At 63.3% G+C, this 22304-nt stretch carries 23 protein-coding genes and 1 tRNA gene; 7 read left to right on the top strand and 17 right to left on the bottom strand.

Translation table 11 applies throughout. The features are described 5' to 3' along the window. Positions 1-269 precede the first annotated feature (269 nt). Positions 270-343 (bottom strand) — tRNA-Pro (locus AC3A4H_RS06885). Between the two features lie 775 nt (positions 344-1118). Between AC3A4H_RS06885 and AC3A4H_RS06890 the strand changes: the two genes are divergently transcribed. Next, entirely contained in the window at positions 1119-1376 is a 258-nt protein-coding gene (locus tag AC3A4H_RS06890; protein WP_348776978.1) for a GlsB/YeaQ/YmgE family stress response membrane protein, read from the top strand. Between the two features lie 106 nt (positions 1377-1482). On the opposite strand, the gene AC3A4H_RS06895 is transcribed toward AC3A4H_RS06890, so the two are convergent. The 4 genes from AC3A4H_RS06895 to AC3A4H_RS06910 all read right to left on the bottom strand — a co-directional run bounded on the left by AC3A4H_RS06895 (position 1483) and on the right by AC3A4H_RS06910 (position 3898). After that, the gene (locus AC3A4H_RS06895; protein WP_348776979.1) at positions 1483-1974 is read right to left on the bottom strand and encodes an Lrp/AsnC family transcriptional regulator; all 492 of its coding nucleotides are present in this window, start codon (positions 1972-1974) and stop codon (positions 1483-1485) included. Between the two features lie 85 nt (positions 1975-2059). Continuing rightward, a complete protein-coding gene (locus AC3A4H_RS06900; RefSeq protein ID WP_487766038.1) occupies positions 2060-2704 on the bottom strand; it encodes a uracil-DNA glycosylase family protein in 645 nt (214 codons plus the stop codon). A gap of 4 nt (positions 2705-2708) precedes the next feature. After that, entirely contained in the window at positions 2709-3320 is a 612-nt protein-coding gene (locus tag AC3A4H_RS06905; RefSeq protein ID WP_487766039.1) for a glutathione S-transferase, read from the bottom strand. Between the two features lie 44 nt (positions 3321-3364). After that, positions 3365-3898 carry a thermonuclease family protein gene (locus AC3A4H_RS06910; protein ID WP_487766040.1) on the bottom strand — a complete coding sequence of 178 codons (534 nt, stop codon included), beginning with the start codon at positions 3896-3898 and terminating at the stop codon, positions 3365-3367. A gap of 163 nt (positions 3899-4061) precedes the next feature. Between AC3A4H_RS06910 and AC3A4H_RS06915 the strand changes: the two genes are divergently transcribed. Continuing rightward, positions 4062-5588: a sensor histidine kinase gene (locus tag AC3A4H_RS06915; protein ID WP_487766041.1), complete on the top strand. Its 1527-nt coding sequence runs from the start codon at positions 4062-4064 to the stop codon at positions 5586-5588. Positions 5589-5631: 43 nt separating this feature from the next. Here AC3A4H_RS06915 and AC3A4H_RS06920 read toward each other — a convergent pair whose 3' ends face one another. Further along, complete coding sequence (locus tag AC3A4H_RS06920) at positions 5632-6621, bottom strand: nicotinate-nucleotide--dimethylbenzimidazole phosphoribosyltransferase (RefSeq protein WP_487766042.1); 990 nt, start codon at positions 6619-6621, stop codon at positions 5632-5634. Positions 6622-6755: 134 nt separating this feature from the next. Between AC3A4H_RS06920 and AC3A4H_RS06925 the strand changes: the two genes are divergently transcribed. Both AC3A4H_RS06925 and AC3A4H_RS06930 read left to right on the top strand, forming a co-directional pair. Beyond that, entirely contained in the window at positions 6756-6989 is a 234-nt protein-coding gene (locus AC3A4H_RS06925; protein WP_487766043.1) for a DUF1289 domain-containing protein, read from the top strand. Positions 6990-6993: 4 nt separating this feature from the next. Continuing rightward, positions 6994-7701, top strand: coding sequence for a TIGR02281 family clan AA aspartic protease (locus AC3A4H_RS06930; protein WP_487766044.1), 708 nt, complete (start codon positions 6994-6996; stop codon positions 7699-7701). 4 nt (positions 7702-7705) lie between these two features. Here the strand turns inward: AC3A4H_RS06930 and dusA are convergent, their stop codons facing one another. The 5 genes from dusA to AC3A4H_RS06955 form a co-directional block, all read right to left on the bottom strand. After that, positions 7706-8722 carry a tRNA dihydrouridine(20/20a) synthase DusA gene (gene dusA / locus AC3A4H_RS06935; protein WP_487766045.1) on the bottom strand — a complete coding sequence of 339 codons (1017 nt, stop codon included), beginning with the start codon at positions 8720-8722 and terminating at the stop codon, positions 7706-7708. Positions 8723-8928: 206 nt separating this feature from the next. Beyond that, positions 8929-9246 (bottom strand): hypothetical protein, encoded by a 318-nt coding sequence (locus AC3A4H_RS06940; RefSeq protein ID WP_487766046.1) that lies wholly within the window; start codon positions 9244-9246, stop codon positions 8929-8931. A gap of 183 nt (positions 9247-9429) precedes the next feature. Then, positions 9430-10227, bottom strand: coding sequence for an FAD binding domain-containing protein (locus AC3A4H_RS06945; RefSeq protein ID WP_487766047.1), 798 nt, complete (start codon positions 10225-10227; stop codon positions 9430-9432). A 12-nt stretch (positions 10228-10239) separates the two neighbouring features. Beyond that, complete coding sequence (locus AC3A4H_RS06950) at positions 10240-12594, bottom strand: xanthine dehydrogenase family protein molybdopterin-binding subunit (RefSeq protein WP_487766048.1); 2355 nt, start codon at positions 12592-12594, stop codon at positions 10240-10242. An 88-nt stretch (positions 12595-12682) separates the two neighbouring features. Further along, positions 12683-13189 (bottom strand): (2Fe-2S)-binding protein, encoded by a 507-nt coding sequence (locus AC3A4H_RS06955; RefSeq protein ID WP_487766049.1) that lies wholly within the window; start codon positions 13187-13189, stop codon positions 12683-12685. Positions 13190-13484: 295 nt separating this feature from the next. Here AC3A4H_RS06955 and AC3A4H_RS06960 point away from each other — a divergent pair, with 295 nt between their 5' ends. Together AC3A4H_RS06960 and AC3A4H_RS06965 are read left to right on the top strand one after the other, a co-directional pair. Continuing rightward, positions 13485-14618, top strand: a complete 1134-nt coding sequence (locus AC3A4H_RS06960) for an FIST N-terminal domain-containing protein (RefSeq protein WP_487766050.1) — start codon at positions 13485-13487, stop codon at positions 14616-14618. A 14-nt stretch (positions 14619-14632) separates the two neighbouring features. Then, positions 14633-15973: an ATP-binding response regulator gene (locus AC3A4H_RS06965; protein ID WP_487766051.1), complete on the top strand. Its 1341-nt coding sequence runs from the start codon at positions 14633-14635 to the stop codon at positions 15971-15973. Positions 15974-16005: 32 nt separating this feature from the next. On the opposite strand, the gene AC3A4H_RS06970 is transcribed toward AC3A4H_RS06965, so the two are convergent. From AC3A4H_RS06970 to AC3A4H_RS06985, 4 genes are all read right to left on the bottom strand, one after another. Continuing rightward, positions 16006-16719, bottom strand: coding sequence for a response regulator (locus AC3A4H_RS06970; RefSeq protein WP_487766052.1), 714 nt, complete (start codon positions 16717-16719; stop codon positions 16006-16008). A 154-nt stretch (positions 16720-16873) separates the two neighbouring features. Next, positions 16874-17374: a MaoC family dehydratase gene (locus tag AC3A4H_RS06975; RefSeq protein WP_487766053.1), complete on the bottom strand. Its 501-nt coding sequence runs from the start codon at positions 17372-17374 to the stop codon at positions 16874-16876. 159 nt (positions 17375-17533) lie between these two features. After that, complete coding sequence (locus tag AC3A4H_RS06980) at positions 17534-18823, bottom strand: DUF445 domain-containing protein (protein WP_487766054.1); 1290 nt, start codon at positions 18821-18823, stop codon at positions 17534-17536. 76 nt (positions 18824-18899) lie between these two features. Further along, a complete protein-coding gene (locus tag AC3A4H_RS06985) occupies positions 18900-19511 on the bottom strand; it encodes a GNAT family N-acetyltransferase (protein ID WP_348776997.1) in 612 nt (203 codons plus the stop codon). A 346-nt stretch (positions 19512-19857) separates the two neighbouring features. Here AC3A4H_RS06985 and rirA point away from each other — a divergent pair, with 346 nt between their 5' ends. Beyond that, positions 19858-20322 (top strand): iron-responsive transcriptional regulator RirA, encoded by a 465-nt coding sequence (gene rirA / locus AC3A4H_RS06990; protein ID WP_487766055.1) that lies wholly within the window; start codon positions 19858-19860, stop codon positions 20320-20322. A 75-nt stretch (positions 20323-20397) separates the two neighbouring features. On the opposite strand, the gene AC3A4H_RS06995 is transcribed toward rirA, so the two are convergent. Further along, positions 20398-21189 carry a heme ABC transporter ATP-binding protein gene (locus AC3A4H_RS06995; protein ID WP_487766056.1) on the bottom strand — a complete coding sequence of 264 codons (792 nt, stop codon included), beginning with the start codon at positions 21187-21189 and terminating at the stop codon, positions 20398-20400. A gap of 8 nt (positions 21190-21197) precedes the next feature. Next, positions 21198-22301 carry a FecCD family ABC transporter permease gene (locus AC3A4H_RS07000; protein ID WP_487766057.1) on the bottom strand — a complete coding sequence of 368 codons (1104 nt, stop codon included), beginning with the start codon at positions 22299-22301 and terminating at the stop codon, positions 21198-21200. Positions 22302-22304: the final 3 nt, after the last annotated feature.

Raw genomic sequence — 22304 nt, forward strand, 5'->3', positions numbered from 1 at the left:
GTCGGAGCCGATATGCCGGGAGGCGTTTTGGGGATGCAGGGGAGTGTGCAACGGCGTGTCGTCAGCCATGCTGCGCCATCCGTCGAATTCTCGGAAACCATTTGAATCAAAGCCTTAACGGGCAGTGCACAGGTCACTTGCGTACGTAATATCGATTCTGGAGTGTATTGAAGCGCCTCAAGCGTCAACGCGACGCTACTGCGCGCCGCATTCGATTCAATCTGTCGAAACTGATGGATAAGTCGTTGATACTACGGGACTTTCTTCTCTCGGGCAGGCGGGATTCGAACCCACGACCCCTTGACCCCCAGTCAAGTGCGCTACCGGGCTGCGCTACTGCCCGACAGAAGAAAGTCCCGTAGTGTACACTCCGACGACTCCGGATAACGAACCCACGACCCCTTGACCCCCAGTCAAGTGCGCTACCGGGCTGCGCTACACTCCGAACCGGGGGAAGCCATATATACTCGAAGGTGGGGGCGCAAGCGCTATTTCGAGACTGGCGGGCAGAAGCCGATCATTTCCGGTGAAATGCGGCAAATCCCGACAAACTGCGCCGTGAAAAGACCTTCTGTTTTGAGGGGTGAGCTGTGGACAAGCCCGATCCGCGTTCGAATTCAAGCGAAAGCTCATGCGCCTTACGAATCTCCAGTCCCTCGGGCAGCTGACTCGATTGCTCGCGAAACGGGTTCAAACCACCCGGCTTCAGCAAACCGTCCGCGCACAACCGCATGCCGCAAATAAAAGGCCCGCATCGGCGAACCGACGCGGGCAATTTCCCCTTGGTGAAGATAGGAATGAGACTTACTACCACCCGGACAGGCTAGAACCTTTCGATATTCTTGTCAGGTCAGGAAAAACCGTAATGTTTTCTGCTCAACATCAGCAATTAGCCTCATGCGGGTAACGCATCATCAGAGATCCAAGGAGACGACTACACTGCGGTTTGCGCCAGCGCCGCCAAGGCGACGGGGGACCTCCGGTTCGACGACGTCGGTTGCCCCCTCTCACCGTCGGAACAGCGGCGCGGAGTGACTTCGGCTGCAAATATCGGAAGGAGTTGTGTTTCATAGTCTCTTGTGAAAATCTTTGCTGGCGTGCAAACAGGAGACTTCAACATGTCGATTATCGGTTGGATCATCCTCGGCCTGATCGCCGGCTTCCTGGCTAGCAAAATCGTCAACAATACTGGACAGGGCATGCTGATGGACATCGTCCTCGGCGTCATCGGCGCAGTGGTTGGCGGCCTTATCTTCAACTTCTTCGGCGCGACCGGTGTTACAGGGCTGAACATTTACAGCCTCATAGTCGCGGTTATTGGCGCCATCGTCGTGCTTTGGCTTTATCATGCTCTGGCAGGGCGCAGCGGCGCATAGCGACGGAGCGAAGGCACGGCAGCACTTCATTTGTCGTGCCTGGGCAATCTGAATGCGAAGGGCCGCCTCGCATCAAAGGCGAAGCGGCCCTGAAAGCTGTACGGTTTCAGGCGGCGTTGGAGCCCGCCTCCTTGTCCAGAACAAGATAATCCAGCGGCAATTGCGTGGTATACTTGATTTGCTCCATGGCAAATGCCGACGACACGTCACGGATCTCGATCCTGGCGATGAGTCTTTTGTAAAAGGCGTCGTAGGCGGCAATGTCGGGCACCACGACCCGCAAGAGATAGTCCACATCGCCGCTCATGCGATAGAATTCGATGACTTCCGGAAACTCCTGGATGACTTCCGAGAAGCGGCGCAGCCACTCATGGCTGTGCGAATTGGTGCGGATCGACACAAAGACATTGACCCGCGTGTTGACCTTTTCGGGGTCCAGAATGGCCACCCGGCGCTTGATGACGCCCTCTTCCTCCAGCTTCTGGATGCGGCGCCAGCACGGGGTTGTGGATAGTCCCACCTTCTTGGCGATGTCGGCCACGGCCAGGGTCGCGTCTTCCTGAAGAAGACGAAGAATTTTGCGGTCAAGGCGATCCATGATGGCTCCAAACGAAAAAATATTCTCGCATCATCGCGACAGAACCCCCTTTTCGCAAGAAAGGAATTCTCCGGCCTGGGCAATTCTAGGCAACGCCTTTGCCCGCTTTACCAAGCAGGCGATGGCGGATTTCCGATTTCAGGAAAGGCAGCAAATCGGTTTCAAACCAGGGATTCCTCTTCAGCCACGCCGAATTACGCCAGGAGGGATGCGGCAAAGGTATGACGCGCGGCGCCGCAGAGGCATCATAGACCGCGCGCCAGTTCATGACGGTCTGGCCAAGGCTAGCGGCGCGCGCGGTGCCGATGTGCCAGGCTTGCGCGTGTAGACCGACTGCGAGCACAAGTTCTATCTGCGGCATCTGTTCGATCAGCGGTTTGCGCCACTGCGGCGCGCATTCGCGGCGCGGTGGCAGGTCGCCACCCTTGGCGTCATTGCCGGGAAAGCAGAACCCCATGGGCACGATGGCGAAATTTGCGGGGTCGTAGAATGCGGCTCGATCCACACCTAGCCAGTCGCGCAGGCGATCACCGGAAGGGTCATCGAATGGAATGCCGCTGGCATGAACCCGGGTGCCCGGCGCCTGGCCCGCGATGAGAATGCGTGCTGTCGTCGAGGGCACCACCACCGGCCGAGGTTCATGCGGCAGAGCGCGGCCGCGCGGCGTTTCCACACAGATGCGGCAGGCGCGAATTTGTGCTGTCAATCGATCCAGTTCGAACTCGGGCATGGGCTTATGCGGCAGCACTCGGGCGGCTGGAAAGGCCCCTGTGCCAGCGGATGACGTTGCCCATTTCCTCGGGCACCTGAATGCGCGCAGGCTTCATGAAGTCGATCGCGATCAGGCCGGTGATGTCGGCGATGGAAAACTCGTCCCCGGCGGCGAATTCACGGCTGGAAAGCTCGTCATCGAGGATGGCCAAAAACTCGACGGCCTTCACCTTGTTGGCCTCGCCCCATGCTGGAACCTGCGGCACCTCCCACTCCTTCATCGCCGGATGCAGGTGGCGAAACGCAGCCGCCACCGCGGCAAACAGGTTGAGTTCCATCCGCCGCTGCCACATCTCCGCCAGAGCCTTGCCGAGCGCGCCGCGCCCGAACAGCGCCGGCTCCGAATGAAGCTCTTCGAAATAGCGGCAGATCGCGACAGACTCGGTCAGGATCGTGCCGTCGTCCAGCTCAAGAACCGGCAGGCGCTGCAAAGGATTGCGCGACGTGATTGGCGCGCCCTTGTGCTCCAAGCCGGCCATGTCGACCGGCACAAGCGGCACCTCGATGCCCTTTTCAGCCAGAAATACGCGAACCCGGCGCGGATTGGGCGCGCGCCCGCCATCGAACAGCCTCACATCGCTCTCCCTGTGAAACGGATGGACCGCACTGTAACACCGCGTCACGGAGTTCGCAGAAATTCTCGCAGCCAGCGGAAACCGGCGATTTCGCCGCCGTGGTGGTCTTCGGATACTCCGCTGTGCTTGTCGCGCCAATCCCGCGGGCGTTCGAACGTGCCGGACCACATGCCGCGACGGGCTTCCCGCGCCGCCCCTTCGGCGTCGTCATAGCGGCCGTAGGCGACGGCCCAGCCTGCCTCGACAAGCGCGCGGTTGAGTTCGACGCCACCTGCCCTGCATACCGCCAGGAGCCGGCCGTAGCGGTCGTGCTCGCCTCCCTCGCAGATCACTCGCTGTTCGTTGACAAGTTCGACAAGTGCATCCCGCGCCTCGTGGCCACATGCATAGTCATCGCCGTCGAGCTGGCACAGCTGTGCATATTCCGGAGCGTCGATGCCGGCCAGGCGAATTCGCTCGCCGGCCAGCGTGACGGTATCGCCGTCATGAACGACGACTTCGCCCTCGGCCTGATGCACCGTCAGCTGTTCGACGCGAGCCACCACCAATGCAAGCATACCGAGAATGGCGAACGTCAAGCCGATGTCGAATACAAACCGCAAGGGGCGACGGCGCGGCGAAGAAAAACCTCTGGAACGCGGCCGATACCGCGACAATCCAATCATATGGCAAACAGTCTCTTAATCATTCCGGCGTAGCTTGGCTCCTGAACCGGTTGCTCGCATAAGTTGAACACTCTCAATGGCGTTGCTGCGCTCTGACATCGCCGACAAGTTCATTGTGGACCGCACCAAGCGGCGCCGCAACAGCGACGTCGCGCGGGCAGTGCGCAGGACGAGAGACCGCCTGGCGCAACGTCCGGGCGCCCTCGCCTTCGATCGCGAAATGCTGAAGCTGCATGCCCATGCCATGACCAGCAGCGCCACGGCAATTCCGCTGCTGGTTCTGGTGATAGCGGTTGCCGGGCTTTTTGCCGGCATGCGCGGCGACATTCTGGTCTGGGCGCTGCTGACCGTGACCAGCTATGCCGGCCTCGCCTACATAGCCCACCGCGTCGGCACGGCCGATATTTCAAAGCTCGACGCCAACAGCACCAAGCAAAGGCTGCTGTTCTGGCATTTCGTCAGCGGCCTGGGCTGGGTCTATTTCGCCTCCATGGGCTGCGGCGAATGCCGGGTTGACCAGTTCCCGATCATCAAGGCGGTGGTTCTGCTGCTGGCGATGGCCGCCACCGCGCTGATCGCCTCCTCGCTGCGCGGCGCTTTGCTGGTCACCTTCACCTTGCCGGTGGCCGCCTATGCCATGGCCAGCATGCAGGGCTGGACGCCGGTCGAGCTCATCATGATCGGTCTTCTGGCGCTGTCGCTGCCTTTCTTCGACTATGTGGCAACCCACCTCAACCGCTCGTCGGTGATGCTGCTTTCGTTCCGGTCCGAAAAGGATGGGCTGATCGCCGAGCTCGAAACGGCCAAGTCGATGTCCGACGAGGCGCGCCGGCGCGCCGAGGAAGCCAATCTGGCCAAGTCTCGCTTTCTTGCCTCGATGAGCCATGAGCTGCGCACGCCTCTCAACGCCATTCTCGGCTTTTCTGAGGTGATGTCGAGCGAGGTTCTGGGGCCGATGGAGAACCCGACCTACCGCGACTATGCGCGCGATGTGCACGATTCCGGCCAGCATTTGCTCGACCTGATCAACGAGATCCTCGACCTGTCGCGCATAGAGGCCGGCCGCTATCAGCTCCACGAGGAGCCGGTGCAGCTTCTGCACGTGGTGGAGGAGTGCTGCCACCTGATGGAATTGAAGGCGCACAACAAGGACCTTCGTATTGTGCAGCAGTTCGAGCCGGATCTGCCGCGTCTCCATGCCGACGAGCGTGCCGTGCGCCAGATCACGCTGAACCTGCTGTCGAATGCGGTGAAATTCGCCCCGCCTGGAAGCGACATCCTGGTGCGTGTGGGCTGGACGGCCGGCGGCGGACAATATGTGTCGGTCAAGGACAACGGACCGGGCATCCCGCCCGAAGAAATCCCGGTGGTTCTTTCGGCTTTCGGCCAGGGCTCCATCGCCATCAAAAGCGCAGAACAGGGCACCGGACTGGGCCTGCCCATCGTGCAAGGGCTGATCGAAATGCACGGAGGCGAATTCCAGCTACATTCCAAGCTGCGCGAGGGCACGGAAGCTATCGCCATCTTTCCGCTCTCGCGGGTGATGGAAGTGCTGCCTGCCCTGCCGACCAAGAACGTGGCAATGGGCGGGCGCCGGCGGTAGGCGCCCATTCAGGCGGGCCGTTCGTGGCTGCCAGCAGGCGCCGTCAGCGTAGCGCGGCAGCCATGCCCGTGCTGCACAGCGCCGCGGCCTTGACGATGCCCGCAGCAAGAGCCGCTCCCACGCCCTCGGCGTGGGCGAGGCCGAGATCGAGCACAGGACGCATGCCGAGCTTTTCCACCGCCTTGCCAAAAGCGGGCTCGGGCGAAAGCTGTGCCACCACGCAGTGCTCCAGCGCGCGCGGGTTCAGCGCCTGCAGGACGGAGGCCGAAGCGACCGCAGGCAGGCCATCCAAGATGACGGGTATCTTCTCCATGCGTGCGGCAATGATTGCACCCGCGATAGCGGCAAATTCACGCCCGCCAACGCGGCGCAGCACCTCCAGCGGGTCCTTCAGATGACCGCCATGGAGGGCAAGCGCAGCATCGACCACCTGGGCCTTGCGCGCCACCATGGCTGCATCAGGGCCGGAGCCCTGCCCCGCCCAGTCCACGCCCGATCCGCCGTGGAGCGCCGCCAGCATGGCGGCGGCAACCGTGGAGTTGCCGACGCCCAGATCGCCTATGCACAGAAGGTCGGTTCCCGCGATCGCTTCCATGCCGAAAGCCATGGTTGCCGCGCAGCCGCGTTCGTCGAGCGCGGCCTCCTGGGTGATGTCCTCGGTCGGCAGGTGCAGCGCGAGGTCGAACACCTTCAGCCCGATATCATGCGCCAGGCAGACCTGGTTGATTGCCGCGCCGCCTGCAGCGGTGAGCTCCACCGCGCGCGCCGTCGCTTCCATCGGCCGTGGCGAGACGGCGTGCCGCGCCACGCCATGATTGCCGGCAAAGATGGCCACCAGCGGACGATTGACCGCCGGCGGGCGCCCGCTCCACGTAGCGAACCAGGCGGCCAGCTCTTCCAGCCGGCCAAGCGAGCCCGCTGCCTTCTCGGCCCTGGCGAACTGGCCGCGCACGAGCGCGCCGGCTGCCTCATCGCCGGCGGGCAACTGGGCCATCAGGGTGCGGATGTCATCAAAGGGAAGCGCGCTGGTCATGTCGTATTAGCCTGGGCAAATCGTCGTTGCCTGCGGCATAGCCGCCTTGGCTTCGTGGCACAATGCCGAAAGGGCGTGGGGCTTGCATTGGTCGCACGCCTGTCCCATGTGGTGAATACCAACCGGAACGCTCCATGACGGCAATCGAATCGCCCTGCATCCTCGTCTGCTCGGTCGACATGAAGACCGGCTACTGCTTTGGCTGCGGGCGCACCCGCGAAGAGATTTCCGGCTGGATCGGCATGACGCCCCAGCGTCGCCGCGAGGTGATGGCGGAGCTTCCGGCAAGGCTGGATACGGTGGAGCGGCGCCCTCGCCGAGAAACCCGCCGCGCCCGCATGGCGCGCGAACGCGACGCGGCGGGCTGACGACATGGCCGGCCGTTGGATCTGGATCGTTCTGGCGGTGATGGCTGCGGGACTGCTGTTCCTCGTGCTCAACGACATGAGCGGCGGCGCTTCGGGCATTTCCAGCGACACGTTCGGGCGCGTTCTTTATCTTGGCATATTCGGTGCCGTGATCGGCGCCGGCATCCTCAATGCCCGGCACCGCTTCGGCGACGTGGCGCGGACACTTGGCCTCTGGCTGCTGCTGGCGCTGGTGTTGGTGGCCGGCTACCAATACCGCTACGAACTGCAGGACATTGCCAGCCGCGTCACCGCCGGGCTGGTTCCGGGGAGCCCGATGTCGTTCACCGATGCCGATGGACGATCGACCGTGACGCTGGACAAATTGCCGAACGGGCATTTCGAGGCACGGATCACAATCGACGGCGCGCCGATCCGCGTGCTGATCGACACGGGCGCAACCAGCATCGTGCTGACGGCAGCAGATGCCGAGCGCGCCGGCTTCGATCCCTCCGCGCTGAACTACACCATCCCCGTCTCGACCGCCAATGGCAACGCCAACGCCGCCCGCGTGGTGGCCGGCAACATAACGCTGGGTGCGATCACCCGGCGCAACATGCCGGTGCTGGTGGCGGCACCGGGAATGCTGGGCCAAAGCCTGCTTGGCATGGACTTCATAGGTTCGCTGTCGGGCTTCGACATTCGCGGCGACCGCATGATCATGCGCGACTGAGCAGTCAGGCTGCCTGACCGGCGCGCTCCAGTTCGACAGCCGCAAAGGCCCGGTGCAAAACCTCCGGCCCCGCTCCCGGGCGCGTGGCGTCGGTGGAGAGGATTTGACGAAACCGCCGCGCGCCGGGCTGGCCGTGGAACAGCCCCACCATGTGGCGGGTGACATGGGCAAGCCGCCCCCCACGCTCGATATGGCGTGCGGCATAGGCTGCCATGGCGTCGATCAGCCCCGCGAAGTCGAACTCCCGCACAGGCTCGCCAAACAGGGCCGCATCGACCTGCGCAAGTATGCCGGGCGTGTGATAGGCGGCGCGGCCGAGCATGACCCCATCGACGTGATTGAAGTGCCCCAGCGCTTCATCCAATGACTGAACACCGCCATTGATGCCGATGAACTGGTTGCCGTTTTTCGCCTTGAGACGATAGACCCGGCCATAGTCGAGCGGCGGAATATCCCGGTTTTCCTTCGGGCTCAGCCCCTCCAGCCAGGCTTTGCGCGCATGCACCCAGAGTGCGTCGACGCCGGCGGCAAAGACGCGATCAGAAAGTGCGTCGAGCGCCACTTCGGGGTCCTGCTCGTCGACGCCTATGCGGCATTTGACGGTGACCGGAATTTTGACCGCCCGCTTCATGGCGGCCACGCATTCGGCCACCAGTTCGGGCGTCTTCATCAGGCAGGCGCCGAACGTGCCAGACTGCACCCGGTCGGACGGGCAGCCGACATTGAGGTTGATCTCGTCATAGCCGAACGCCTCGCCAATGCGCGCGGCCTCGGCAAGCTTGCGCGGATCCGAGCCGCCGAGTTGCAGTGCAACCGGATGTTCTTCCGCCGAGAATGCGAGCAGCCGCTCCCGCGCGCCCTGAATGACCGCATCGGCCACCACCATCTCGGTGTAGAGCAGCGACCGCTGCGTGAGCTGGCGATGGAAAAAGCGGCAGTGCCTATCAGTCCAATCCATCATCGGCGCGATGGAAAGCCTGAAGGCGCTGTAGTGGTCGTGACTATTCGTGTTTCCGCTCATCTTCCCATGGTCATTTCAAGCGCGTTCGCGCGCATTTTGTCCGCGATCTCGTTGTAACCGTGTGTGTGTTGCTCATGCGTGGGATCATTTGCCCACGCAAGTGCAGAAATGGTTCGTCTGGCTGTCTAGCGCAAGCTGCCGGCGGACGCGACGGCAAGATCGCGCTTGGCAGCTCTGCTACTCGCCAAAGTCACACCGGTGGGCGCCTACTCCACGACTGGCTCACCGCAGGGTATGTAGAGCAGGTTGACCCACCAGGAGCGATTGACGAGTCCCTTGCTGCCCATGCGCTCGGAAAGCGTGTCAACGCCGACGCACCATTCGACCAGACGCGGTGACAGGCCGAATTCCTCGGCGAGATAGGAGGCCGCCTCGTCGATGCCCTCGGAACAACCGACGGTCTTGCACAGGTCGGCCTGGGTGGCGATGTCGCCAAGCGCTTCGTGGCCGATGGACGTGGTGCGATACCAAAGAAGGATTGCAGCCAGCAGGAGCAGGGCCAGAAAGGCGACGGCGGTCCTCACGAAATTCTTCAAACGAACCTGCCTGTTTTGCCGTGCGTATGTCGGCCTACGATCTAGCCGCCCCCCGCAACCGAGTCAAAAGATTGCCAGCACTCTGATGGCGGATTGCTTGGTGCGACTTCACCAAACTCCCGACGAGAAAAGGGCCGCGAACGGCCCCCTTCAGGATCGATGCGCCGGCCCTCACGCGTTGGCGGCGGCCACCGCGCGTTTGGCCATGACCACGATCAGACTGGCGCGGTACTCGGCGGATGCGTGAATGTCGCTCATCAGGCTGTCTGATGGCACGGTCACGCCCTCGAGCGCGGAAGCGTCGAATCTATTCGCCAACGCCTCCTCGATCTGCGTGGCGCGGAATACGCCATCGTCCCCCGCTCCGGTCACCGCCACCCGCACGCCGTCCGCACCCTTGGCCACGAACACGCCGACGATGGCGTAGCGCGAGGCCGGGTTGCGGAACTTCTGGTACGCGGCCCTTGCGGGCGCGGTGAATGTCACCGCGGTGATGATCTCGTCCTCGTTCAGGGCCGTTTCAAATAGCCCGTTGAAGAACTCGTCGGCAGGGATCTCCCGCTGGTTGGTGACGATTGTTGCACCAAGCCCAAGCATCGCCGCCGGATAGTCGGCGGCCGGGTCGTTGTTGGCGATGGAGCCGCCGATGGTGCCCTTGTAGCGCACGGCGGGGTCGCCGATCATGCCGGCAAGCTCGGCCAGCGCCGGGCACACCTTCTTCAACTGCTCGTCATTGGCAACCTGATAGTGCGTCGTCCCCGCCCCGATCGTAACGGTTTGGTCCGAAACCTTTATGCCTTTCAGCTCGGGAATATGACCTAGGTCGACCAGGTCGGACGGAGCAGCCAGCCGTGTCTTCATGGCCGGAATCAGCGTCATGCCGCCGGACATGAACTTGGCCTCGCCGTTCTTGATGAGCTTCGCTGCGTCGGCGACGGAGGAAGCCCGATGGTAGTTGACCGAATACATGATCGCTCCTCCTCAGTGTCTCGTTGCCGAACGGATTGCCGCCCACACCTTCTGCGGCGTTGCCGGCATGGTCAGCTCGTTGGTGCCAATGGCGTCGGTGATGGCGTTCATGACCGCCGGCGGAGACCCGATGGCGCCCGCCTCGCCGCAGCCCTTTATGCCGAGCGGATTGCCGGGGCACGGCGTTTCCGTGGTCGAGACCTGGAAGGACGGCAGGTCGCCGGCGCGCGGCATGGTGTAGTCCATGTAGCTCGCCGTCAGCAGCTGCCCGCTGCCGGGATCGTAGTGAGCCCCCTCCAGCAGCGCCTGGCCGACGCCTTGGGCGATGCCGCCATGAACCTGGCCCTCGACAATCATCGGATTGATGATCTTGCCGAAATCGTCGGAAGCAACGAACTGCACGATCTCGGTCGTGCCCGTCTCGGGATCGATCTCGACCTCGCAGATGTAGCAGCCGGCCGGGAAGGTGAAGTTCGTCGGATCGTAGAATGCCGTTTCCTTCAGCCCCGGCTCCATGCCGCCCGGCAGGTTGTGCGCGGTGTAGGCGGCAAGCGCCACCTGGAACCACGGCACGCTCTTGTCGGTGCCGGCCACCTTGCAGGCGCCATTCTCGATGACGATGTCGCCCTCATCGGCCTCCATCATATGCGCGGCGATCTTCTTGGCCTTGGCCTCGACCTTGTCGAGCGCCTTGACGATCGCGCTCATGCCGACCGCGCCGGAACGCGATCCATAGGTGCCCATGCCCATCTGCACCTTGTCGGTGTCGCCATGGACAATGGACACCTGGTCGAGCGGTATGCCGAGGCGGCCTGAGACGAGCTGCGCGAAGGTCGTCTCATGACCCTGCCCGTGGCTGTGCGAGCCGGTCAGAACCTCGATGGTGCCCACCGCATTCACGCGCACCTCGGCCGATTCCCACAGGCCCACGCCGGCGCCGAGCGAGCCGACTGCCGCCGAGGGCGCAATGCCGCAAGCCTCGATATAGCAGCTCATGCCTATGCCGCGCAGCTTGCCGCGCCTGGCGGCCTCGGCCTTGCGATCGGCAAAGCCGGCATAGTCCGCCGCCTTCATCGCCGCGTCGAGCGAGGCGCCGTAGTCGCCGGCGTCATAGTTCATGATCACCGGCGTCTGGTGCGGGAAGGAGGTGATGAAGTTCTTGCGGCGCAGCTCTGCCGGCGAGACGCCGAGTTCGCGGGCGGCCGTCTCCATCACTCGCTCAAGCACATAGGTGGCTTCCGGCCGCCCTGCCCCGCGATAAGCGTCGACGGGCGCTGTGTTGGTGTAGACCGTGCGCACATTGGCGTGGATCGCCGGTATGTCGTACTGGCCCGACAAAAGGGTCGCGTAGAGATAGGTCGGAACCGACGAAGAGAAGAGCGACATATAGGCGCCAAGATTGGCGATGGTGTCGACCTTGAGGCCGGTGATGCGGTTGTTCTTGTCGAAAGCCATCTCCACCATTGAGACGTGGTCGCGGCCATGCGCGTCGGTGAGGAAGCTTTCGGTGCGGTCGGCCACCCATTTCACCGGCACGCCGGTCTTCCTGGAGGCCCAGAGGCAGACGATTTCTTCGGGATAGATGTAGATCTTGGAGCCGAAGCCGCCGCCAACATCCGGCGCGATCACCCGCAGCTTGTTTTCGGGAGCGACGTTGTAGAAGGCGCTCATCACCAGGCGGGCGACATGCGGGTTCTGCGAGGTCGTCCAGCAGGTGTAGTGGTCTTCGGCCTTGTTGTAATGGCCCAGCGCGGCGCGCGGCTCCATCGCATTGGGCACGAGGCGGTTGTTGATGATCCTCATGCGGGTGACATGGGCTGCATTCGCTATCGCGGCGTCGGTTGCCTTGGCATCGCCGATCTCCCAGTCGAAGATCAGATTGCCCTCGGCTTCCGGATGCAGCTGCGGTGCGCCCTTCTTCAGCGCCTCCTCCGCCGTGGTGACGGCCTCGAGTTCGTCGTAGGCAACCTGCACCGCCTCGGCGGCATCGCGGGCCTGGGCCCTGGTTTCGGCCACCACGACCGCCACGGCGTCGCCGACATAGCGCACCCTGTCCACCGCCAGCGGCGACCACGCGCCCATCTTCATCGGCGAGCCATCCTTGGAATGGATCATCCAGCCGCAGATGAGGTTGCCGATGCCGTCCGCCTTGAGTTCCCTGCCCGTCAGGACGCCGATCACGCCCGGCATGGCCTGGGCCGCCTCGACGTCGATGCCCTGTATTTGCGCATGCGCGTGCGGACTGCGCACGAAGACCGCGTGCTTCATGCCGGGGACCACCATGTCGTCGACATAGCGCCCGGCGCCGGTGATGAATCTCTTGTCTTCCTTGCGCGTCACGCGCGCGCCAATTCCTTCAATGCCCATCAAAGTTCTCCTCCGGAACCTTAAAGAAGCGAAACGCGAAATGTGAACAACGAACCGTCAGCGCGCTCCGCTCGCTCACCCGCCTGGCTTACGCCGCCTCATTCGCCTTTGCAGTGTTGCCCCTGTTCTCCGCCATGGCCTTGGAAGCCGCCAGCACGGCCTTGACGATGTTATGGTAGCCGGTGCAACGGCAGATATTGCCTTCCAGTTCGGTCCGCACCGTTGCCTCGTCCAGATCGTCCGGGTGACGGTTGATGATGTCCACGGCCGCCATGATCATGCCCGGCGTGCAGAAGCCGCATTGCAAGCCGTGATGCTCGCGGAAAGCCGCCTGGACCGGGTGCAGGTCCGCGCCGTCGGCCAGGCCTTCAATGGTGACCACTGTGGAGCCCGACGCCTGCACGGCGAGCATGGTGCACGACTTGACGGCCATTCCGTCGACATGCACGACGCAGGCGCCGCATTGCGATGTGTCGCAGCCGACATGGGTTCCGGTGAGCCCGAGATGCTCGCGCAGAAACTGAACCAGCAAGGTTCGGTCTTCGACCACGCCGCTTACGCGCCGGCCGTTCACAACCAACGATACTTCCGACATGTATCCTCCCTAGGTGCCCTAACCGCCCAGTCCGACCCGGGCCGCGGCGGCAATGTTCAAACGCCGCAAGACGCAGCATAAGTACATTTCGTATTGCCCACAAATCGAGAATGCAGCCCGCACAAGAGAGGGCATATTGTACTTTCGGATACGACCTCCGCCGACACCCATTGCCAAAGCGGTTTCTTGTGACAACAATGCCCGCCAAGTACGCCGACGATGTGTTGGGGGCACATCCAGGCTGGCTGGGGGAGGAGTTGCGCTGGTCTGTTCACGGACAAGCTATGCCTGCGGGGTGTCAGCCCTGACTTCCGATGATCCCGACGCGGACGAATTCGCCCGCGCGGTTGCCGACGAGGCAGCAGCAATCGACGCCGGTTTTGCGCTGGTCTTCTTCTCCCAATCCCTGCTGGACGCCCATCTACTCGCCGCAGCACTGAGGCTGCATGCGCCAAATCTCGCCCATGCCGGCTGCTCGACCGCCGGCGAAATCACGCCCGACGGGCTGACGACCAGCCGAGCCGTGGCAATCTTGTTTCCGCAGCGGTGTTTCACAGCCGCCAGCGCAGTCGTGCGTGAACTCTCCTCCTCGGGGATAGACTATGTGGCGGCCGAGGTGGAACAGCTGCGCCGCACGCTGTACGGACTGACGGGTGCCCGCTCGGGCAACGTGTTCGCGCTCTGCCTGATCGACGGGCTTTCCTACGCCGAGGAGGCGGTGACGTCGGCCCTGCATTGGGGCCTGGACGACATCCCGCTGATCGGCGGCTCGGCAGGTGACGATCTGAAGTTCGAGACCACGACACTGATCCACGACGGCCGTGTCGACAATGATTGCGCCATTGTCATCCTGGTGGCCACCGACGTCCCGTTCCATGTTTTCAAGACGGAGAACTTCGTGCCTACCGGCGACAAACTGGTGGTGACCGCTTCCGACCCGGAGCGGCGGATCGTCCATGAGTTCAACGCATGCGTGGCGGCCGAAGAATTCGCCGCAGCAGTGGGCATCGAACACCACGCGATGACGCCGCAGAGCTTTGCCTCGCATCCAGTGGTGGTGAAGGTGGGCGGCGAATATTATTGCCGCTCGATCCAGAAGATGAACGGCGACGGTTCGCTGTCGTTCTACTGCGCCATCGACGATGGCGTCGTGCTTTCCATCGCCAAGCCCACCGGCATGGTCGAATCCACCCGCGACGCGCTCATGAATGTGCGGGAAAGATTAGGCGGGATAGACATGATTTTGGGCTTTGATTGCGTTTTGCGACGCCTCGATGCGCGTAACCGCCAGGTCTTCCGCGATATTTCGGAACTATATCGTGCCAATCGGGTGATCGGTTTTGGAACCTATGGCGAGCAATATCGTTCCATGCATCTCAACCAGACCTTCACCGGCATCGCCTTCGGCCAGCGAGAGGCGGCCGAATAGAGGCAAGGTGAAAAATGCCCATCCGGGATGTCCATGACATCGAGAAGCTGAAGAAGATCAACCAGGCGCTGATCTCGCGCGTGGAACGATCGATGGATCAGCAGGGTAATGCTTTTTCACTGTTCCAGACAGCGATCAATCTGGAGAGCCGGGTGCGCCGCCGCACCGAGGAACTGCGCGCCACGCTGCGCCGGCTCGAGGTGTCCAATATCGACCTGGTGGCCGCCAAGGAAAGCGCCGAGCGCGCCAACGTGTCCAAGACACGTTTCCTGGCCGCCGCCAGCCATGACATCCTCCAGCCGCTCAATGCCGCCCACCTCACCGTTTCGGCGCTTGCCGAGATCCAGACCACCGAGGAGGGCCGCAAGCTGGTGCGACAGGTCGAGCGTTCGCTGGAGACGATGGAGGACCTGCTCCATACGCTGCTCGACATTTCCAAGCTGGACGCCGGCGTGGTGGAGACCAACATCACCGACGTCCCGCTCGGACCGCTGTTTTCCTCGCTCAAGTCCGACTTTCAGCCGCTGGCCGCGCAGAAGGGACTGAAGGTCAAGTTCCGGTCGACCAATGCAGTGGTGCGTTCGGATCGCACCTTGCTGCGGCGCATCCTGCAGAACATCGTCTCAAATGCCATCCGCTACACCCGCAAGGGCGGTGTGCTGGTCGGAGCGCGGCATAGGGGCGACACGATCCGGATCGACGTGGCGGATACCGGTTGCGGCATCGCGGAAGACCAGCGCGAAGCCATTTTCGAGGAGTTCCATCGTTGCTCCGCAGCCTCCGGCTCCGACGTTTCGAGCGGCGGCCTGGGGCTTGGCCTCTCGATCGTGCGGCGCATGACGACTGCGCTGGATCACCCGATCACGCTTTCCTCCGTCGTAGGGCGCGGCACTGTATTCCACCTCGAGCTGCCGGTGGCCGCGACCGTATTCCAGGCGACGAACATCGTCGCGACCGAAACGGAGCGGCCGCGAGGCTACGGCCTTTTCGGCACCAAGGTGTTGCTGGTGGAGGACGAGCCGGACGTTCTGAATGCGATGACGACCCTGCTCGAACGCTGGCAATGCACGGTGCGCGCCGCCACCTCCACTGCCGAGGCGCTTCGGGCGCTCGGCGACACGGCCTGGGTTCCCGACATCGTCATCGCCGACCAGCACCTGGACGGCGGCGACCTAGGCAGCGTCACCATCGCAGCCGTGCGGCACCATCTGTCAAGCGAGGTCCCTGCCCTGATCATCACCGGCGACACGTCGGAATCCGTCACGCAAACGGCGCGCGCGGCCGGCGTGGAGCTGATGCGCAAGCCGCTGAAGCCGGCGCAGCTCAGGGCACTGCTGGCGCATCTGTTGGCTTAGCGCGGAACGGTCGAGGCCGCCCGTTGAGGTCTTCACGTGTCGTTTTGCCGAGAGCCAGCGGCCGGAAAGCCGGTCTGCTCGCGGAAGAGATCGACATTCTCGAGCTTCGAAACCTCGATAACCGCTTGCGTGCGGGAATAGACGTTGAGCTTGCGCAGGATTTCCGAGACATGCGCCTTGACCGTCGTCTCGCCGACCTGCAGCTCGAAGGCGATCTGCTTGTTGAGCAGCCCCTGGCGCAGCATCTGCAGCACGCGCAGCTGCTGCGGAGTGAGCTTGGCGAGGCGGCGCACCATTTCCGCACGATCGGCACTTTCGGGGTCGAGCGCCTCGGGCTTGTAGTTTTCCGGAACGTGGACCGCGCCGTCCATCACCGAGCGTATTGCGTTGGCGAGATCGCTCTTGCGAACCGACTTGGGAATGAAACCCGCTGCGCCATAGGACAGGGCTTCAGAAATGATCTTCTGCTCATCGTGGCCTGATACGACCACAACCGGCAGACGCGGATGGTGGATGCGTAGCTGGAGAAGCCCCTCGAAACCATGGACATCGGGCATGCCGAGATCGAGCAAAGCCAGGTCGAAGGGTTTCGGCCCCGCCAGTATTTCGAGCGCTTCGGAGAGAGAACGCGCCTCCACCGTGTCGACATCGGGATAGGCCATTCGCACGGCGCTGTGCAGCGCTTCGCGAAACAGCGGATGATCGTCGATGATAAGGAACCGGGCCTTCTCGTTGGCAGCGCTCATGGCCAACACTCCTTGATGCGATTGCGGGAATCAAGGCGCGCGTGCCAGTTTCGCCTGCCGGAGGCTGTTCTCAGTTCCTCGATTCACAGCCTATTAGTATCCGAGGGTTCATGGAACGATTATTGCCAATTAGTACACCGGCGGCCGCTACTGCCTAGCCGGCAGTTGTGGATGCAGCCGCCTTGTTGCGCCGCTCATACAGCATGACCAGGGTTTCCGCGGTCAGCGCCGGCCGCTCCTCGCCCTCGATCTCGACCACATTGCTGGCCTTCATGAGATATTGGCCGGGCCCGCGATCCTCGATGGACACCAGCGTCGAGCGCAAGCGGATGCGCGCGCCGACCCGAACCGGTGCGATGAAACGCACGCTATCCAGACCATAATTGAACGCAGCCTGGGTATTTTCGGGAACCGCCCCGATCTCCTGCCCGAGCGCCGCGATTATCGACAGGGTCAGATATCCGTGCGCGATGGTGCAGCGAAAGGGGCTGCGCCGCCGTGCGCGCTCGGGGTCGACGTGAATCCACTGATGATCGCCGGTGCATTCGGCAAACTGGTCTATGCGGGTCTGATCGACCGTAACCCATCCCGACACGCCCAGTTCCTGGCCTGCCATCTGCTTGAGCTCCGCGAACGTCGGGGCGGGCTTTGACATGAACCTCTCCGCAAATGCTCACCGCGCAATCTATTCCCCGGGCGGTGTTCGTTCCGACTGTCACGAACAAAGCGGCTTTGTCAATTTGGATCGGGGCTGGGACATGACATGGATCGACTTATACTTACTTGCCCAATGCAATGGAGTGACCAGCACAAGTCAGCCTGCAAGAAAGAGCAGTTCGGCAACATGGAGCGCCAGCCCCGCCATGCCGCCGATCAGCATGCCGTTGAACCGGATATATTGCAGGTCGCGGCCGATGTTCATTTCCATCAGGCGGGTCAACTGGGCGAGGTCCCAGCGCTTGACCTGGTCGGCGATAAAGCCAGAGACGCTGCTCTTCTGGCTTTCGACGAAAGCGGCCAGAGCCACCACAAAACCCTCGTTCATGTCGGCGCGGATCGCCTCGTCGCGCGCGAGATTGCGGCCGACCTCCACGAACATGCCGGCAAGATGCGCACGGATCTTCGAATCGGGCGCGGCTGCGTCCTGCTCGATCAGGCTGCGCAGGCTTTCCCAGACGTCGCCCGCAATTGCCCTCAGCTCCGGTCGCGCGAGAAAATCGCGTTTCATTGCCTCGGCGCGGCGGGCATAGGCCTTGGAGGTGCGCAGATCATCGATGAATTTGTGAACGAAGCGGTCGAATTCATGCCGCATCGGGTGGTCCGGGTCGTTGCGCACCTCCTCCAGCAGCGAACCTGCGGAAGCGACGATCTTCTTGAGCAGGTATGCGTCAGCACGGAACAGGTTGAACAGCGACGGCAGTTCCATGCGAATCTTCTCGCGCATGGCCGCTAACGCTTCCTCATCCGACAGGAAGCGGCCGATGATCTTGGTGAACTGGTCCAAAAGCTTCTGGTGGCGGCGGTCCTCGCTGAAGGCCGAGAGCAGTTCAGAGGCCAGCGGCGCCACTTTCACGCGGTCGAGTTGCTCGACCATGCGGTCGGCGACGAAGCTGCGCAGCCCGGAGCGGTCGATCGCCGCAAGGGTTTGAGGCACCAGCCGCGCAACGAAGCGCGACAATGCCTCGGCGCGCTGTGCGTCGGACAGCCAGTCGGCGACGAGCGCGGCAAAATCGACCTCGTTCAATTTCTCCCGTACCGGCCCGGGCGCCAGGAAATTGACCTCGATGAAGCGGCCGAGATTTTCGGCAATGCGGTTCTGGTTGGCGGGAATGATGGCGGTGTGAGGAATGGGCAGGCCGAGCGGGCGCTTGAACAGCGCGACCACGGCATACCAGTCCGCCAGGCCGCCGATGGTCGCGGCTTCGGCAAAGGCGGCCACGAAACCGAGCCATGGGTAGCGTGGCTGGAAAATCTTGGCGGTAGCGAACACGGCGACGCAGAGGCAAAGCGCGCCGGTGGCGATCGCCCTGGTACGACGGAGGGCTGCAAGCTTCGCCGCATCGTCGCGGAAACCGGTGGCGGTCGTCGTCTCGTTCGGTGGCATGGCAATTCCGGTGGCGAACGATGCGAGACTACTCATCCGCGTCGAGCGGCGCCACCCGCCCCACGACAAAGAGCGCCTACCGCCTCGCCTGCGCCGGTTGCGCAGCACGCATTGACACCACCGCGGGCGGCATGGCGCCGCCGCGCCCGCCCTTAGCTTTTCCGAAAGGGTCGGGAGTCTCCGGGAAGACCGGCGCCGGCGGATCGAGTTCGATGACACCGACGGTTTCGCCCGCATCGAACGACAGGGACGCATTGAACTTGCGCGCCAGCGCCTTCATCGCCTCGTTCTGCGGGTGAGTGGTGACCAGCAGCCGGGTGTAGCCCAGCCAGCGCGCATTGGCGATCAGCCGCTCGAACAGGCTGCCACCGATGCCCCGGTGCTGAAGCTGCTGCTCGACGCTGAAGGCGATCTCGCCGGTAGGCTCGGCAATCTCGGGGCGTTCGTGCAGTTCGGCAGCGCCGAGCACGCGGTCGCCCTCGACATAGCCGATGACCGTCGTGCCCTTGGCAAAGCAACGGTCGGCATAGGCGCGAACGAAATTGTCGTCGGCAAAGCCGTTGAAGCGGTCGCGCCGGCTTTCGGCGTCGAGCCTCAGCAGATGATCACGAAAGCGCCGGAGGTCCGAAGGCCTGAGCTGGCGAATGATGCCCGTGAGCGGGGCCGCGTTGGATGCAGACTTCTGCATGTCGTACTCCTCGAGGGCTCCTCCCGCGAGTCTACGACTCTTGACGCCGCGAATATTGTGCACTGCAGCACGAATTGCAACCCCGCTATTACGTAAAGGTCAAAGTGCCGCGCGTGCGGCCGCCCAAAAATGGCCCGTCCGAGCTACTGGACCGGCCCCCTGCCGACGGCCCCCGATAACTTGACAACGTGCAGAAAGTATCGTCGTTACCGATCTGGAATTATTCCAGGGCCCACGCCATATTCGGTTTGGCGAAGCGGCCCGTGAATATATTGCCTGTTCTGCCCGGGCCCATTGCGGCCGCATTTTGCCCCCATGCCCGGCCAGCATCAGCGAAGGAACGATCATGCGGCTTACGCGCCAGACCAATTATGCAATACGGATCCTGATGTATTGCGCGGCCAATAAGGACCGGCTCAGCAGGATTCCCGAAATCGCCCAGGCATATTCGGTCTCGGAACTGTTCCTGTTCAAGATCCTCCAGCCGCTGGTCCAGCACGGGCTGGTGGAAACGGTGCGCGGACGCCATGGCGGTGTGCGACTGGGCCGCGAGGCCGATAAGATCACCCTGTTCGATGTCGTGCGGGTGACGGAAGAAAGTTTCGCCATGGCCGAGTGCTTTGAGAGCGACGCGGCAGAATGCCCGCTCGTGGACAGCTGCGGCCTGAACTCGGCGCTGCGCGAAGCTCTGAATGCCTTCTTCGACGTTCTTTCCCGTCACACTATCGACGACCTCGTCAAGGCGCGGCCGAATGTGCGCTCGCTGCTGGGCATCGACCAGCTCGAGGACCGCCGGGCGCCGGCGGCGTAACGGATACTGCCTTCCAGCAGCGCAAGGCCGCAGCTCCTTCGAGCGCGGCCTTTTTCGTTTGGCCACGCTGTCGGCCTAAACCTCCACCGATTGCGGGAGAACAAAGGGCGTGTTGTACGGGGGCAGCGCACCGACCTTCAGGCGGCACTCGAACACTTCCGAAATCAGATCGTCGCTGAGCACCTCACTCGGTGTGCCCGCCGCCGCCAACCGCCCCCGATGCATGACGAAGATGCGGTCGGCATACATCGCAGTCAGGTTAAGGTCATGCAGGATCGCCACCACGCCCCCGCCGCGCCGGGCGAAATCGCGTGCGATATCCATGATGATCAGTTGGTGCTTGATGTCGAGGCTGGACACCGGCTCGTCGAGGAACAGGTAACGCGGCCTGCCGTCCAGCATCGGCGCCCAGACCTGGCACAGCACGCGCGCAAGCTGCACGCGCTGCTGCTCGCCGCCCGAGAGTTCCTGATAGAAGCGGCCGGCAAAGCCATCGAGATCAACGCGCGCCAGCGCCATCTCCGGCAGGTTGCGCTCCTCGCTTGCCGAGGCGCCGGAACGGCCGCTCATCATGCCAAGGCTGACGACCTCATGCACCGTGAACGGGAAGGACAGCGCCGTCGCTTGCGGCAGCACGGCTCGCATCGACGCTGTCTCCCATGGTTTTAGGCCCGCCATGTCGCGGTTGTTGATCTCGATCTTGCCCGAATATGGGAGATCGCCGGAAAGCGCCTTCAGGAAGGTCGTTTTTCCGGACCCGTTGGGCCCGACGATCGCCACGATCTCGCCGGGGCGCACCTCGAAATCGACATTGGAGATAATGCGTCTGGAGCCGATGGAGACGGAAATGTCGTGTGCTTCGATCATGGCTGTACTCAGAGGTCCAGAAGCCCGCGCTTGCGCAGCAGGATCCACAGGAAGAACGGTCCGCCCACCGCAGCGGTGATGATGCCGATCGGCAGTTCGGCCGGCGCGACGATTGTACGGCTTATCGCGTCCGCAAGCAGAAGCATCGAGGCGCCGAGCAGCGCCGAAGCCGGCAGCAGGTACCGATTGTCCGGGCCGATGATCAGGCGCAGCAGATGCGGCACCACGATGCCGACGAAGCCGATGCCCCCGCTGACCGCGACCGAGGCGCCGGTCGCGGCCGCGACCGAGACGATGGCGACATTCTTGAACCGCTGCACGGGGATGCCGAGGTGATGTGCCGCCGCCTCCCCCAGCGCCAGCGCATTCAGGCCCCGCGCCAGGAAGGGTGACGCGATCAGCGCCAGCGCGATGATCGGCCCGGCCGCCGCGATCTTGGTCCAGGTGGCGCCGGCGAGCGAGCCGAGCCCCCAGAACGTCAGGTCGCGCAGCTGCCGGTCGTCTGCGAGATAGACGAGGATACCGGAGAACGCTCCCGCCATGGCGCCGAGCGCTATGCCGGCCAGAAGCATGGTGGCGATGGATGTCTGCCCACGCCGCGTGGCGACGCGATAGAGGGTCATTGTGGTTGCAAGGCCGCCGAAGAAGGCAGCGAGCGGCAGGGTATAGATGCCCAAGATCGCCAGCAGCGGGCCGAGCACGGTGCCACCCAGCACGATGACGACAATTGCGCCGAGCCCTGCCCCTGCGGACACGCCAACAAGGCCGGGATCGGCCAGCGGATTGCGAAAAAGCCCCTGCATGACCGCACCCGACACGGCAAGCGCCGAGCCGATCAGCACGCCGAGCACGACGCGCGGCAGGCGGATGTCATAGACGATGATGCGGTCGCGCTCGGACAATGCCGAGCCGTCCGACATCGACGGAAACAGCCAGTCGCGCACCACTGCCAGCGCCGAGGCGCCGGACGCCCCGGAGGCCAGGCTCAGCAGCACGGTCACGCCGAGCAGGACCGCCAAGAGCACGATTGCAAATTTCGCGCGCGCCGAGCGGTCGCCCGCCGACGCGCGCCTTTCCATGTTGCCGACGCTGCCGGCCACGCTGTCAACCACGGT

The organism is Pseudaminobacter sp. Soil_N_29 (assembly GCF_057656055.1).